This window comes from Croceibacterium xixiisoli (assembly GCF_009827305.1).
Taxonomy (GTDB): domain Bacteria; phylum Pseudomonadota; class Alphaproteobacteria; order Sphingomonadales; family Sphingomonadaceae; genus Croceibacterium_C; species Croceibacterium_C xixiisoli.
Window position 1 is genome coordinate 433909 of the sequence record NZ_WTYJ01000003.1, and the last position, 14461, is coordinate 448369.

The following is a 14461-nucleotide window of genomic DNA, read 5'->3' on the forward strand; positions in this document are numbered from 1 at the left end:
GCCAGCAGTGTAAAGGCGACAATTTGGACATATTCGGCAGATGTGATACATTCTGCAGCATGGGGAAAGTGCCCGGCGGTCTGGATCCTGCCGGGCACATTTATGCCATCCGCTCCATCCTCATATCGCTCACAAATCCGCCACCCTTGTCGAGCGAATGGGTCACCTCGGTGATCAGCCAGTCGCCGGTATCGATCTCGGCCTTGTATCCGCTGACATTTGCACGCGCTTCGGGAAAGGCGTCAGGCCGGCCGAGCGGCAGGCGCAGATCGAGCGTTTCCGGAGCGCGGCCGAGCCGGCTGCGTTCCGCCTCGGCCGCGCGCCTGGCGCTGATTTCGTCCGGATAGATCCGGCGCAGCTTTTTGGCGCCCTCGGCATCGCCCACCGTCACGCTCTGGCGGCGGGCGCCGGCGCGATCGTGCCAACTGGCGGTGACGCCGGTTTGCCCGTCGCGCTTCTGCCGCTGCCAGTTGTGCGTTCCGGCCGTTGAGCGGCGGATGGCGAGTACCGGCAGGGGCTGGCCGCCAGCGGTGGTGCCGGCGCCCTTGGGGGCGAAGATCAGGCAGCCGTCCTTGATGGTCGCAACGGCATCGTGATCGCCCCCGAGGCGGCGCAGGAAGGCGATATCGCTTTCCCGGCTCTGACTGATGCTCCGCACCGCGATTGCGCCCAGGGCGGGCGCCACGCGCGGCGAGAGGCCATTGCTGGCGGCGATCTGGGTAACGACAGCGCCGAGGGTGGTGTTTTTCCAGCTGCGTGATCGGCGATTGCGAATCTCGCTGGTGAAATCTGCGGCCCGCGCGCGAATGGTGATCTGATCGGGCGGGCCGCTGTGGCCGACATCGTCGACCTTGAAGCTGCCTTTGTCGACCAGTCCGACCGTTACATCCGGCCCCTGCCTCCAACCCAGCTGCAGCTGCAGGACGGCGCCCTCGGGTGGCAGGGCAACGCGGCCGCCGACATCTGCGATCGTGATATCCAGCTGATCGGCCTCATCGCCGCGCTTTTCCGAGAGCCGCAGCGACATCAGCAGGGGGCGCAGGCGATCAGACAGATCCACGCCATCGAGCGTGACGCGCCAATCGGCGATGTTGCTGCGGGCGGTCATGCCGCAGGCTTGGCCGGCGCGGGCTGGTCGCCGTTGGCATAGCGCTGGGTGGCCGGATCATCGACGCGTAGGAGGTTGATGCTGAAGTCGATCTGGCGCGGCGTGCCATCGGCCAGCAGCCAGGTGTGGCGTTCGTCGAGGCCCTCGATCACGAAGCAACCGAAGACGGTGCCATTGCCGGCAACGAGCGGCAGCGCCTCGCCAGCGTCGGCAAGCTCGCGCAGCTGGTCGAGCGAAACGCGGCCATCGGCGATTTCCTGGAAGACCGACCCGGCCAGGGTTATCACTTCCTCGCCTGGCCCGGTGTATTGGGTGGCATCGCGCGCGCCGATCCGGGGTGATCGGGCGTGGCTCCAATTGGTTTTGCGCTGCAATTCCTCGGCCGACAGCGTCGCCAGTTCGAACAGGAACATGCCAAGGGCCATCAGATGCATGGATCAGCCTTCCTCATTCGTCGCTGAAGGTGCGGCCGCGCCGTTCGCGCTCGAGATCCTCGATCGCCTTGCGCACGGCATCGGCGATGGCGGCCGGATCGCCGGTCACGCCATGGAAATGCAGGTGGAATTCGGCGGGCGCGCTGACTGCCGGCGGGCTTGAGCGGGCGGCATCGCGCGCGGCGGCGGGTGCCGCTGCGGTTGCCATGGCCCCGGCGCCGGCTCCCACGACCAGCGCCCGGGTCATTCGGGCCGAAAGGTCATTGATGCGCGCCAGCGGCGCATTGGCATTCTTGCCCAGCCCCTGATCCAGCCCGGCCATTGCGTAACCGCCGATCTCGGCGAAGACGCGGGATGGCGAGTGGATGCCGAGCGTTTTCCTGAGGCTGTCGGGCAACAGATTGCCCACCACATCGATCGCCGCGCGCAGGCCCGGAATAGCCCCACCGATGCCCTTGATCAGTCCCTGAATGAGATGGCGACCGATATCGGCCAGATTGATCGAACGCAGATAATCAAGCACCGGCATGAAGGCGCGCCTGAAGATCGCCAATGGCGAGAAATTCAGGAAGACATACTTCAGCCCGTTTACGATGCCCTGCGCAATCTTGGGCCAGTTACCCCAGTTCTCGTACAGCCAGTAGCTCGCGGCCGCGATGGCGGCGATGCCGGCGACCACCAACAGGGCGATACCGATCAGCGGCAAAAGGCCGATGCCGAGCGCTGTGGCCGCCGCTGCGAGAATGCCGATCGGCGCGATCACGGCGGCCAGGATTATCGCACCGCCGCCCACGACCAGAAACAGCGCAGCGAGCACGGCAGCGGCCATGGCGGCGCCCCGGATGACATCCGGATGCCGCTCAGCGAATGCGGAAATACGATCTGCAATCTCGGAAAATTTGGTCGCGCCCTGGGCGATCAGCGGGAGGAGCTTTTCGCCGACGGTCAGGGACAGATCCTGCATCCGGATCTTAAGCCGCTGAACCTTCTGAGCCGTATCGTTCATGCGCTCGGCAAAGTCGGCATCGACGGTGCCGTCCGCGCCCATGGCGTCGGCCCTGATCGCCTTGTATTCTTCGAAGTTGGCGATCAGCGGGCGCAGCGCCTGCTGCACCTGCATGTCGCCAAACAGGCCTGCCAGCTTCGCCTGATCGCCACCGGTCGCCTGCTCGGTCAATCGAATGAATTCTTCCAGCGGGCTGCGGCTTTCCTTGACTGCGCGTTTAAGGGCCTTGGGCACATCGATCCCGAGCTCCCGGAAATTCTGGATCGTCTCCTCGGAATTCATTTTGGCCAGCAGATTCATCAGATTGTTGGCGGCCTGAGGGGCATCACCCGCACCTTTTCGGGCGATCTGCAGCGCTGCAGACAGATCCGCCACAGCCGGAATGCCGGTGTGCTCGAGAGCCTGCAGGTTGGCGGTCAGCTGCGGATAAAACTTCGCCATATCCTTCAGTTCGAAGGCACCGCTCTTGCCCGCCTGGGCCATGACATCGAGCGCCTTGCCGGTCTGCTCGATCGGAACTTTCAGGTTGTCGAAGGTGGCATAGGTGGCTTTGCTCAGATCCTCGATATCGGCCTTATACGCCGTGGCCGTCCGGCCGATCGGCGTCATCATGTCGACCGCCTGCTGGCCGCCCAGGCCGAACCCGGTCAGCGCATCGACCCCGCGCTGCAGATCCTGGGGCATCTGATTGACCGCAAGCGCCGACCGGCGCAGCTCCAGCCCCATCTCACGGCCAGCGTCGCGCGCCTGAACAACTTTTTGGTTGATGTCGGTCATTACGCTTTCGAATTGCATCGCGTCGTCGGCCGAGCCTTCGAGCGGGCGCATGATTGTCAGGCCGGTGCCGATCGCGGCGGCGCCGCCGGCGGCGGTGCCGGTTGCGGTGCCCTGGATGCTCGAAAAGCGCGCACGCGCATCGGCAAAGCGCTGGGTCCGCGCCGTCAATTCCTGCAGGCGCCGATCCTGATCGCGCATGCTGTCCGAGGTCTGGCGGATCTGTTCGCGCAGGCGCCGCTCGCCATTGACCAGGTCGCGCGTGGAAATGCCGGCTGCAGCAAGCCGGGTGCGCAGTTCGGTCAGGCGGGTGGATTGCTGGCGGTGCTCATTGGTCAGTCGTTCGGATTCACGCCTGGCGGCAGCAAATTCGCGCTGCATCTGCCGTGTCGGGTTGGTGGATTGCCCGATCGCGCGGCCCAGCGCGGTTGTTCGCGCCTGCGCCTGCTGCATCTGCTGTTCTAGGGCACGGGTACCGCTACGCAGTTGGCGGAATTCCTGAATATCCGCCTGGCTGCGCTGCAGCGCCTTCAGCTGGTTGCGCGTGGCGGCCAAGGTCTGCGCCAAACGCGAAGAACCGGCCGCCGCATCGCGCATCGGGCGCGTAAGGCGATCGGCACCCTCGAGCAGGACGCGGATGCGGAGGTTACGGTTCGACATGGCTATTTTTTGCCCTTCGAAAGTGCATCATGGGATTGTGAGCGCTTGGCGGCACGGGCGCGCCAGCCCATCAGTTCAGCGATCGACATGGTTTCCATCGCAGCGGGCGGCCAATGGAAGATGACCGCCAGATCTGCCATCGCCTCCTCTACGTGGAGGGGGAGACCGCTGCTTTGGTCGCTTTCGGCAGCAAAAAATCCATTACCTCCGTGCCCAGCTGGGTCAGGTCGGACGGATCGAGTGCGGCCACTTCCAGAGCTGTCAGGTTCGGAATGGTGATGCGCGGCAGCAGCTTTTCGAGGGCGCCATAGTCGAGATTGAGCAGCTGGGAGAGCGACAGGCCGCGCAGTTCGCCGGCAGCGGGTTTGCGCACCTGCAGCGTCTCGATGGTGGTCTCGCCGCGCTGGATCGGCGTGTCGAGCGTGATGGTGGTCATAGCCGCAACGGCAGTGGAGGCGAGAGCGGCGGCGGCAACGGTTTTGGTCATGAGATTGCTCCGGAGACGGGATAAGAGGGGCGGCCCGGCGCGCGACCGGGCCGGTTGATCAGAAGATGCCGAGCAGGGCGCGGCGTTCGGCCAGACGATCGACGCCGTCGACGCGCTCGATCATGCGCAGGAAGTCGATCTCGATCTCGACGCGGCCGTTCCACGTCAATTTGTAGTAGGCGAGCGCGCTACTGACGGTGAAGGAGCCGGCCTCGCCGGTTTCCTGATCGCCCATCTCGATCTCGCTATGGCGACCGCGCACGACCACCTCGACGTGATCGATCGCGGCGGTGTCATCCATCTGGTAGTTGCCAACCCAGCGCAGATAGGTGCCATCCACGCGCGGTTCGCCCCACTGGCGCATGACATGGCGCATGGGCCCAGGGCAGACGAAGGACATGGAGAGCGCCTCCATGCCCATATCGAGCGAGACCGGGCCGTTCATGCCAGCCAGGCGCTTTTCTTCCATCTTGCGGGTGAGCGTCGGGAGGGTAACGGTCTGACATTGGCCGAGGTAGTTCTGGCCCTCATTGAACAGCATCTGGTCTTTAAGCGTGCGAGCAAGGCCCATGGCGGACTCCTGATATCAAGGGATGCGGGGAGGAAGGCGCGGATCAGGCCGCAACCAGGCTGGCAAAATCGGCGTAGTAGCGATCGGTCACGCGCTGCCGCAGGCCGAGGTGCTCGAGCGGCGACGGAACGGTGAAATCGTAATCGATCGCCAGCTTGCCGGCGCGCAGTTGATCCACCGTATTCTGGCTTTCATCGAGCCAGGCGTTGGCGCCGAGCAGGATTTCTGCGGCCACCAGCTGACGCAGGAAGCCGTTGATGGTTTCGACAATGTCCTTGGCCAGCGCCGGCGTCAGCGGCTTGTCGAGCGCCCAGAGCATGCCCTTGACGATCGTGTCGCTGACCAGCTGGGCGACGCGCACGGTGGATTCAAAGGTGAACTGTTCGTCTGCCGAGCAGGTGCGATTGCCCCAGAAGCGGAAGCCGGCATCGGTGCGGATAAGCGCGGTCACCTGGGCGGCATTGAGAATGCCGGCCTCGGTGGCCTGATCCTCGATATCCCAATGGATATCCTGCGTCAGACCGGTGGCGCCGGCGACATTCATATTGCTGAGCGTCTTGTGCGGGCCGTATTCCGTATCGAGCCTGGCGCGCAGGCCCATCGCGCGGGCGGCCGCATAGCTGGTGACGGTTTCGGCTGCTGCCTGATCGAAGGCCAGAAAGTCCGGCGTCAGCAGCATCAGCTCACGCTGGCCGAAATTAGCGCGGTAGGTGACTGATGCAGCCGAGTTGGCACCGAGAGCACGGGCATAGACGAAGCCGCGCAGCCGCTTCGCCACGACAGCCAGAGCGGTCGTCACCGCCTGGGTTTCCAGCCCGGGCGTGCCGAGGATCTTGGGGGTTACGCCCAGCTGGCTCTGGGCGGCCAACAGCGCCTGCATGCCGGTCTTGATCCCGTCGGCACCTGTGCTGCCGATGACATTGGCGGCGGTCTCGGCGTCGGTGTCGCCTTCCTCGACGCGCACCACGAAAATGATCGGGCGGGTTTGATCGGCGATCGCGCGCAGCGAGGTGGCCAGCGTGCCATCCACGCCGGCAGCGCCGATCGCGGTTTCGACATTGGTTATCAGCGCCGGGCGGTCGAGCGGGAAGACCGCCGCATCGGCATCGGCCGCAGTGGCGACCAGACCGATGATGGCGGTCGAGACAGCGGTGAGCGTGCGGGCGCCCTCGGTGATCTCGGTAAGCGTAATGCCATGGACGAAAGGCATGGGGGCAGGCTCCTAGCGGTTGAGCGGAAGGGAAAGGCGCACCGAACGGTTGGCGGATGCGGTGTCGGTGCGTTCGGCATCGATCGTCAGCACGGCGGCGCCGGGCTGATCGCCGCGCTCGAGGCTGACGCGGCGCAGGCGGATGCGGTCTTCCCAGCGCGACAGGGCCAGCGCGGTGCTGGCGAACAGGCGCAGGATGTTGGCAGCCGTCTGAGGCTGGTCGATCAGATCGGGATTGTGCGAACCGTAATCGCGCCGGCCGGCACGCGTGCCGATCAGCGTGCCGAGGATATCGGCAACCGACTGGTTGATATGCTCGATACCGTCGATCTGGGCGCCGGTGGTGCGCGACATGCCGGTCATGGTGCGGGCGGCCCGCTCTGACCGCCGCCGGGCTGCACGGCGCTGTGGCGGTGCTGCTTCAGGCTGACGCTGTCGGCCATGACATCCCCTGCAGCGGTGACATCGCCGGAGACGGTCACGTCGCCATCGATTGAAACCGGGCCATTGATGGTGACGCCGGCAGGCGCATCGATCTGCGCGGATCCGCCGCCGGGCAGGATCATCGCCAGCGTATGGGCGGCGTGATCATAGGAGAGAGCGGCGCCATCGGCGAATGCGATCAGGGTGAGATCTGGCGAAGCCGACGGCGCGGGGTTGGCGTTGGACCAGGTGCCGAGCAGGACCAGGCCGTTCGCCAGATCACCTTCAGGCGCGAGGACGAGGCACCCTTCGCCCACGGTGGGCGGCGACCAGATCCGGACAGCGCCGGCGCGGCCGGTCAGCCATGGCAGATCGCCGGTGACAAGATCACCCAGCTGCACTGTGCAGGTCGCGCCTGTATAATCGACGGACGCAATCGTGCCTTCCTGAAGCGTTTCGCCAATGGTGTGGTCTGTCTGAGACATTGACCGACCATGACGCGCCGCTTGCTATCTTGCGCGGCCCCGCATTGGGACAGCCGTTTATCCATATGCTAGGGGTGGTTTTCGCCCGTGCGGGCAATCCGGTACAATCTGAAAGCGGGCGATTGGCGTGATCCAGTACGAAAAACCTTATTGGCTGCTGGCAGCGGCGCTGTCTGCGCTCGCTGGGTTTGTCGACGCCATCGGGTTCATCAAGCTGGGTGGCCTCTTTGTGTCATTCATGACGGGCAATTCCACACGTCTGGCTGTCACCTTGGTGGATGGCTCTGCCGTGGCCCTGGATGCCCTAAAGCTGATTGCTGCGTTTGTGGCTGGCGTAATGATCGGGACGATGGTTGGGCAAAAGGCAGCGCATCACCGCAAGGCAGCTGTCCTGGGCCTGGTTACCATGGCGCTGGCTGTTGCGGCGACACTGGATGTGGCCGGCGCACCCGCAGTGACCGTCGTCTTCATCGCCTTGGCGATGGGCGCCGAGAACACGGTGTTTCAACGCAATGGTGAGGTCAGCATCGGGGTGACCTACATGACCGGGACGCTGGTAAAGATGGGACAGCGAATTGTGCTGTCGATGCAAGGGGGCAGCCGCTGGCAGTGGCTGCCCTATTTCTTGCTATGGTGCGGTTTTGTGTTGGGGGCATTGGCGGGCGCCGTTGCCTATCGGAATGTGGGGTCAGCCAGCCTTTGGATTGCCGTTCTCTTCGCGGCACTGCTGACCCTGTTCACATCCCGCACAATCGCCGGGGTGGCGCGCCCCTAGACTCTCCGCGCCTGCTAAAGATCATTCGCAGCAATCGGATAATTGCTGATCAGCACTTCCCCGGCCGGTTTCGCGCCTTTGCGCCCTACGCTGTAGCTGGTCATTACCGGCATGATGTGAAAGCCGGTGAAGGTCTCTCGCACGCCAGTGTTGTCGTTGAGCGACATGAGGAACTTGCCCTTGATGCCGCTCAGCTGGGCGGCCATCGCGGCGAAGTCGTCGCGGCTGAAGACGCCGGCGCCATAGTCGGTCTCGTTGCCCCAATAGGGCGGGTCGAGGAAGAACAGCGCGCCTTCGTGATCATAGCGGCGGATGAAGTCGCCATAGGGGAGGCACTCGATCACAACCGAGCGCAGCCGATCATGGATATCGGCCAGCATCGGCTCCAGCTTGCCGACATCGAAGCGGGCGGGGCCACGGTTATCGACGCCGAAATGCCGGCCCGCGACTTTGCCGCCAAAGGCCAGGCGTTGGAGGTAAAGAAAACGCACCGCGCGCTGCAGATCCGTCAGCCGTTCTGCCGGCAGCGCCAGCAGCCGTTCGAACTCTGCGCGGCTCGCCACGCGGAAGCGCAGCATGTCGATGACATAGGGATAATGCTCGGCCACGCACCGGAACAGCGTGGCGACATCTCCGCTGATATCGTTGATGGCTTCTGCGCGCGGTTTGACCGACCGGCGCAGAAAAATGCCGCCCATGCCTACGAAAGGTTCGGCGTAGCTGCTGTGCGGGGTGCGGGCGATGATGTCGCAGATCCGGCGGGCCAGATTGCGTTTGCCGCCGATATAGCCGGCAGCGGGAGAGACTGGTTCAACAGGGGTAAGCAAGGTGGACATGTAGGTCTTTCTGCAAGAGGCCCCGCTGCAGCATGCCGCAGAGGGGCCATGTCGGGCGGCGCGCCGCCCCGATGGGTGCGAGTGCAGTCTCGCAGTGGAAGGATGTGGGGACATCCGGACGCCCCCTTCTGAGGGCGGGGCTCCTATAGGACCGGAGCCCAATAGTTTGAATCAGGCGCCAATGTATTCAGCCTTAAGGCTGGCGTAGATCTGGTTCAGTTCGGCGGCCGACATGGCCCAGGGCCACAACTGCACATTGGCAATCTCGCCCTTGAACCCTTGACCCAGGCCGCCAGAGCCAGGGCTCGAGGACTGGCAACCCATGCTCAGGGTTGAGAAGGTGTTGTTGCCCAGATTGACCGTTTCAACGGCGCCATCGCCGATCTTCAGCCGATCGGAGGTGCTGGTACCATCGACGGCCAACAGCACGACGAAATAGCCATTGCCGAGCGCCAACAACCGCTCAAACGCCCCCCCGCCAAAGGAAAACAACAGCCGTTCGCCAACGGTGGCCGACAGCCGCATTGTGGTGACATTGGCACCGTCCCCGCCGATGATACGGTCATAGTTGCCGGCGCCACCCGTCCAGTCAGCCACCTTCAACACAATTGCATAGGTATAGCTGGCCAAGGTCCCCGGCAGAGCCGCGAGCGCATTGGCAAGATGCTCGGAGCCTTCGAACAGCAGCGCGGCCTTGCCGGTGGGCGTGGCTGCGTATTTCATCTTCGGGAAATTCCAGACCGAGTGCTTGGTGGCGAAGGTGCGAACTGCTGCGCTGGCAGCGCCGGGCGCTACAAGGCGGGAGACAACGGCGCCGTTGTCGTTGGCCGCCTTGTGATCCTCGGCAGCAAGCTTGAAGTGATAATCATAGCCGGTGCTGGCGATGATCGGCGCGCCGGGGATCGGCGTGCCGATGGCGCCAGGTGCGCGCATGAACAGGGAATTGGCCACGGTCAGGACTCCTTGAACCAGCCCAGGGCGAGCAGCCGGGGGCGGACGATGTGTTTGATGAAGGCGGTGTTGGCCGTGCCGTTCACATGGCCATTGTCGATCTGCAGCGAGGGCGGCAGATTGCCGAGCGCCTGCTGTTCCAGATCCGTGGCGGTCGGCGTCAGGCCTGTATGACCCCAGACCGCAGCGCCTGTAAGATAGGCGCCATAGTCGATGAACAGCTGGCCATAGCGGGCGCGCTGGTGGTCATTGACCGCATTGATCCGGTCGCGAACGGCAGACACAGCCGGGGTGAGCGTGTTGACGAACTGCCCGATGATGATCACCCGCTTGGTCAGCGGGGTCAGATAGGCGACCGCCTCATCATGCATGGCGATGACGGTGGCATCGGAGCCGGCCGCACCGGTCAGGTCGTTCTTGCCCGCGCCCCAGATGAAGGTGATGGCGTTCTTGTGCGCCTCGCCCTGCACCGGCACGAACGGCGTATCTGCGGGTACCGCGACGGCCGCGCCGGCGGCGCTGCGGGTGAAGGTGAACTCGCTGGCGGTGGAGGAGAGCGTGCCCTGTACCCCGCCAATCGTTCCGGCAAAGGCGAGCATGTCCGCCCGGGGCGGCATGGTGCTGCCCACCACAACCGCTCCGCTGGCCGGGATGGTGTTGCCGGGGAAGGTCAGCCTGGTCACGCGCGAGCCGAGGCGGGCAAAGGAATTCCAGCCCAGCTCGTTGGATTTGCCGCCGTTAAACAGCGGCACACCAAACGATGCCATCATCGGGTTAAGATAGGACCACCCCAGCTGCGAGGACGATGACCCCCACAGCGCCGCGCGCGTCATATCCGTGACGATCGGTTTTGGACCATCGGCAGAGAGGTAATGATCAGAGGGCAGGATCAGGCCGGACTGGCCGATGCCAAGCCGGCTGCGCAGCAGGTCGATTACCCAGGGCGGCGGACCACCGTCCGAGCGCTGCGCGGTAAGCCATGTGGGATTGCCGGCTTCATCGGTAATGCTGGCGAAGATATCGCGCACCGTATCGCGGCGCATCGGGATCAGTCCGGCGCGATCGAGACGGGCGCCGATCAGATCCACCACCCAGGGCGGCGGCCCGCCATCGGAACGCTGGGCCGAGAGCCAGGTGGGATTCCCGGCCGCGTCAGCAAAAGCATAGAGCAGGTCGGTGGCCAGATCGCTGGGCTTGGAGGTAAAGCCCTTGTCCGCCATCAGCGCGCCGAGAAACTGCAGCACCCATTCAGGCGGGCCGCCATGTTCGCGATCGACCGCCAGCCAGGTTGCCTGCCGCAGCGCATCGAGCAGCACGAACAGCAGCTGGTCGCTCTGCGCGATGGTCGGGCCCATCGCCTCGTCGAGCCGGCCGATCTCCCCGGCAACATTGGCGGCAAGCTCGCGGATCGGGGCGCGGGCGACATCGTCGAGCGTCACGGTTGCCGTTGCGCCATCCTTGACGATCGGCAGGATTTCATCGCCGACGATTGCGTCAGCCTCGACATTTGGAAGGTCGGAAATCTTGGCCATTATGCGTCCCAGTGCGGATTGGTGGAGATATCGAAGGTGGCGAGGTCTGCAGCAGGCGTTGCCTGCAGCTGTTGTTCGATCCGATCGCTGGCCGCGCGCAGCGCATCGATCGCCGCAAAGCGAGCGGCACCGGCCGGGCTGGGTTCGCGGCTGTCGTTCAGCTGGCGCCAGGGCGGGCTGACGGCCTCGATCCGCCGGCGGGCTTCTGCCTTGATGGCATTGACCAGGGCGGCGCGCTGTTGCTCCGCCGAGGGACCGCGCGCCAGCACGGGGCGGCCGCTATCATTGGTCATGATCTTGCGGCCGGCTTTCTGGGCGGCCAACAGTTCGGCGTGGCGCGCCGGGGTGATTTCCACCGCGTCAGCCGGAATGGCGCCGGGCGTGTAGCCGATGGTCTCATCATAGAAGCCGCCGGTCGATGCAGAATAAAAGATCGCCACAGTCAGCGCCCCTTTGCCCGCCAGGCAATGCCCACAGGCACCGCCCATGCGCCCCAACCGCCCTGGACCTGGGCACGAAAACCGCTCTGCGTGATGCTGTTGTTGATCAGCTGGGTCCATGCATCGACGCCGGTAGAAGCGCTGCTGATCAGATCGCACAGCATTACGCTGTCGCAGGCAGTGGGAAATGAGGTGGGAAAGGCGACGGCGAAATCGCCTTCGCTTGTGTAGGAAGGCGTTACCCGGCCCCACATCTCGATGGTGCCATCAGCATTGCGGATCCAACCGGTGCTGCCCATCGAGCGCGAGGTGGCGCGCAGCGATGCCGGCGTGACTGCCAGATCGGCGGCGGTACCAGCGTCGATATCGGCGCCACCGGCCGCCGGCACATGGATGATCCGGTTCGCGGTCAGGTCACCTCCACCCGTGGCCAGACCACTACCGGTGATAGTGCGAGCGCGGATGGCCGCCAGGCTGGCGTTTACTGAGGCGATGAAGCCGGCAATCGTGTCATCGATCGCAGCGGTGAAGTTGGCGATCTGGCCGTTGATGCCGGCGACCAGCGCGGCAAGACGAACCGCCATGGTGCGCGGGGTTACGATCGCCCGCTCTTCCTCGCCGGCATCGACCTGAGCCTGCGTGGCGATATAGGCCACGCCCTGCACAAATTCGGTGGCCGGCGGATAGAGAAACGTCGCATCGCCCATTTCGATGGCGCCGGCGATCTCGCTTTCGAAGCGAACATCAAAGGCCATCAGGAAAACGGCGATCGAGACCTTGCGGAAGATCGGTTCATCCTGGGAATAGACCGCAAACAGCGTGCCATCGGCCAGGTAGAAGCCGATCCCGGTCAGATCATAAACGTCGGGGCTGCTGTCCTGGGCGGACATGTGGATGGTGAACGGATCGATGGCCTGGCCGGCGATGCTGTTGAGCCGCTTGATTTCCCCAGGAAGCGCCTCGATCGTCGGCGCCATGACGAACGGCACGGATGACAGCCCGACCGCGACGATCTGGATCGGTTCGGTGGTGCCGTCCTCGGCATTGATCAGGGCGTCACGGCCGGCGCGGGTGATCTTGAGCGCAAGCGCCATTATTCATGCTCCAGCATGGCACCGCTCTCGAGCGTCAGCGGTTCGCCGTTTTCGGTCTGCAGAAAGCTGTCCCAGATGGGATCGAGCGCGGATGCCGTGTCAGCCGTCATCTTGCTGCGGATGAAGCCACCGGGATTGGCCACCCCCATCAGATAGCCGGCCACCTCGGTGTTGAGCCGCTGGGTCGCCTGCATATGGCTGCGGACGGGCTTCACAGATTCAATGTCACGCAACAGCCGGCTGACCAGCTGCTCATTATAGACGACGTCGCTGTCGGCCGCGATTGGCAGATCAAGCCGGAAATGGTGCGGCGGCAGCGGGGGATCGGCCTCGAACCAGTCGTGCATCGCGATCGCGGGATCGTGGCGATCGAGAGCGGCGCGCAAGGCCGCGCGGGTGCCCTTCACGCGGGCAAGCGGGATCGCCTGACGGATGGCCTCGCGGCGGACAGGTTCGCTCCAGTCGTCTGCCCAATTGTCGACCGACAGGCCATAGGCGAGCCAGGGCAAATGCGTATTCGGGCAATCATCGGCCGACCAGACCGAGCGCACAGGCACGGGAATATCGAGCATCTCGATTGCCACCTGTTCGAGCGCGCGCTCGAGCTGGGTCGAGCCGGGCGGCAGGATGGTTGTGCTGCTCATTCGCCGACGCCGGTATGGGTGAGCATAATGCCGTTGCAGTTAGGTGCCTGATGCCGGGCAATGATGATGTCGTCAGCCGGGGTGTGCAGCACGACCTGATGCACGCCTTCGGTATGCAGCGCGGCGAAGATCCCTGATCGAGTGATATCGCGCCCCAGGCGGTGGCTGTCGGCGACATAGGCCTCGATCCGGCGCCGCGCCGCATCCAGCACGATCGCGGCATCCGGACCGGTGAAGGTGGAGATAGTGGCCTCGATCGCATAGTCGATGATCTCGGCCGAGCGGACGATTACATGATCGGTCAACGGACGGCGCGTCTCGTCTGAAAGATACGCCTCGATCCTGTCGGTCAGGGCTGGCGAGGCTTCCCCGGTACCGCTGCGCGCCAGCAGCGAGATGATCACATCGCCCGGCCAGTCGGCGGCGTCGAGCGCGGTGGCCATGGCTTGGGTCAGGGCAGTATCTGCACCATGATCGGCGAGGATGGCCATCACCAGTGCGCGGATGTCGGCCGGCTTGGGCCCATACGCGTCGGCATCGAGCACATCGGCATCGGCGGACAGGGCATGGCTGACATAGGCGCCGCGCGGGCCGGCGACCGAATAGCCTTCCGGTGCCAGCACCATGCGCCGGCGCAGATCGTCATCGCTCTCCATAATTGCCGGCGTCCCATTCGCTGGATCGGCCGGCGTGATGGTCAGCCGGCGGACGCCCACGATGGCTGCGATGTGATCGAGATCCGCGCCGACAGCGAATGCCGGCATGACCGCGCGCGTGGCGTCATTGACGCGCTGGCGCTGATGCATCGCGCGATAGGCAATGTCCTGCAGCACTTTGGCCGCCGGATCGCTGTCGCGCAGCACATGGTCGGGATAGGCCGCCTTAAAGCGCGCGACGGCCTGCGCGTATGCTGTCTCGAAATCGAGGCGTTCGACGATGTCCGGCGGCGCGAGGCGCGACAGATCGACAGCGGTGAAGGTAGCATCGGCCATGGCGTGGCCATGTCGGGCGATGCTACCTTAGATTGCTAT

17 protein-coding genes are annotated in these 14461 nt (G+C 64.6%); 1 reads left to right on the top strand and 16 read right to left on the bottom strand.

The window, feature by feature from the left end:
• Positions 1 to 100: 100 nt before the first annotated feature.
• From GRI97_RS15760 to GRI97_RS15800, 9 genes are read right to left on the bottom strand one after another with little or no spacing between them, the layout of a single operon-like run.
• Entirely contained in the window at positions 101 to 1108 is a 1008-nt protein-coding gene (locus GRI97_RS15760; RefSeq protein ID WP_161392149.1) for a contractile injection system protein, VgrG/Pvc8 family, read from the bottom strand.
• Complete coding sequence (locus tag GRI97_RS15765; RefSeq protein WP_161392150.1) at positions 1105 to 1533, bottom strand: phage tail protein; 429 nt, start codon at positions 1531 to 1533, stop codon at positions 1105 to 1107. Before GRI97_RS15765 ends, GRI97_RS15760 begins: the two co-directional genes overlap by 4 nt.
• Before the next feature lie 22 nt (positions 1534 to 1555).
• Positions 1556 to 3982 (bottom strand): phage tail tape measure protein, encoded by a 2427-nt coding sequence (locus GRI97_RS15770; RefSeq protein ID WP_161392151.1) that lies wholly within the window; start codon positions 3980 to 3982, stop codon positions 1556 to 1558.
• A 2-nt stretch (positions 3983 to 3984) separates the two neighbouring features.
• Positions 3985 to 4122, bottom strand: coding sequence for a GpE family phage tail protein (locus GRI97_RS15775; protein ID WP_161392152.1), 138 nt, complete (start codon positions 4120 to 4122; stop codon positions 3985 to 3987).
• Positions 4123 to 4130: 8 nt separating this feature from the next.
• Positions 4131 to 4469 carry a phage tail assembly protein gene (locus GRI97_RS15780; protein WP_161392153.1) on the bottom strand — a complete coding sequence of 113 codons (339 nt, stop codon included), beginning with the start codon at positions 4467 to 4469 and terminating at the stop codon, positions 4131 to 4133.
• Between the two features lie 58 nt (positions 4470 to 4527).
• Positions 4528 to 5040 (bottom strand): phage major tail tube protein, encoded by a 513-nt coding sequence (locus tag GRI97_RS15785; RefSeq protein ID WP_161392154.1) that lies wholly within the window; start codon positions 5038 to 5040, stop codon positions 4528 to 4530.
• Positions 5041 to 5083: 43 nt separating this feature from the next.
• Entirely contained in the window at positions 5084 to 6250 is a 1167-nt protein-coding gene (locus GRI97_RS15790) for a phage tail sheath subtilisin-like domain-containing protein (RefSeq protein ID WP_161392155.1), read from the bottom strand.
• Between the two features lie 12 nt (positions 6251 to 6262).
• Entirely contained in the window at positions 6263 to 6604 is a 342-nt protein-coding gene (locus GRI97_RS15795) for a GPW/gp25 family protein (protein ID WP_328598577.1), read from the bottom strand.
• A gap of 5 nt (positions 6605 to 6609) precedes the next feature.
• A complete protein-coding gene (locus tag GRI97_RS15800; protein WP_161392157.1) occupies positions 6610 to 7158 on the bottom strand; it encodes a phage baseplate assembly protein V in 549 nt (182 codons plus the stop codon).
• A gap of 127 nt (positions 7159 to 7285) precedes the next feature.
• Here GRI97_RS15800 and GRI97_RS15805 point away from each other — a divergent pair, with 127 nt between their 5' ends.
• Positions 7286 to 7933, top strand: a complete 648-nt coding sequence (locus tag GRI97_RS15805; protein WP_161392158.1) for a YoaK family protein — start codon at positions 7286 to 7288, stop codon at positions 7931 to 7933.
• A 14-nt stretch (positions 7934 to 7947) separates the two neighbouring features.
• Here GRI97_RS15805 and GRI97_RS15810 read toward each other — a convergent pair whose 3' ends face one another.
• From GRI97_RS15810 to GRI97_RS15840, 7 genes are all read right to left on the bottom strand, one after another.
• The gene (locus tag GRI97_RS15810; RefSeq protein WP_161392159.1) at positions 7948 to 8769 is read right to left on the bottom strand and encodes a DNA adenine methylase; all 822 of its coding nucleotides are present in this window, start codon (positions 8767 to 8769) and stop codon (positions 7948 to 7950) included.
• A gap of 171 nt (positions 8770 to 8940) precedes the next feature.
• The gene (locus GRI97_RS15815) at positions 8941 to 9720 is read right to left on the bottom strand and encodes a hypothetical protein (protein WP_161392160.1); all 780 of its coding nucleotides are present in this window, start codon (positions 9718 to 9720) and stop codon (positions 8941 to 8943) included.
• Positions 9721 to 9722: 2 nt separating this feature from the next.
• Positions 9723 to 11252 carry a hypothetical protein gene (locus GRI97_RS15820; protein WP_161392161.1) on the bottom strand — a complete coding sequence of 510 codons (1530 nt, stop codon included), beginning with the start codon at positions 11250 to 11252 and terminating at the stop codon, positions 9723 to 9725.
• Entirely contained in the window at positions 11252 to 11692 is a 441-nt protein-coding gene (locus tag GRI97_RS15825) for a hypothetical protein (protein WP_161392162.1), read from the bottom strand. The genes GRI97_RS15820 and GRI97_RS15825 overlap by 1 nt, the downstream gene beginning before the upstream one ends.
• A gap of 2 nt (positions 11693 to 11694) precedes the next feature.
• Complete coding sequence (locus GRI97_RS15830) at positions 11695 to 12786, bottom strand: gp53-like domain-containing protein (protein ID WP_161392163.1); 1092 nt, start codon at positions 12784 to 12786, stop codon at positions 11695 to 11697.
• Entirely contained in the window at positions 12786 to 13430 is a 645-nt protein-coding gene (locus tag GRI97_RS15835; protein WP_161392164.1) for a phage tail protein I, read from the bottom strand. The genes GRI97_RS15830 and GRI97_RS15835 overlap by 1 nt, the downstream gene beginning before the upstream one ends.
• Complete coding sequence (locus GRI97_RS15840) at positions 13427 to 14422, bottom strand: baseplate assembly protein (RefSeq protein WP_161392165.1); 996 nt, start codon at positions 14420 to 14422, stop codon at positions 13427 to 13429. Before GRI97_RS15840 ends, GRI97_RS15835 begins: the two co-directional genes overlap by 4 nt.
• Positions 14423 to 14461: the final 39 nt, after the last annotated feature.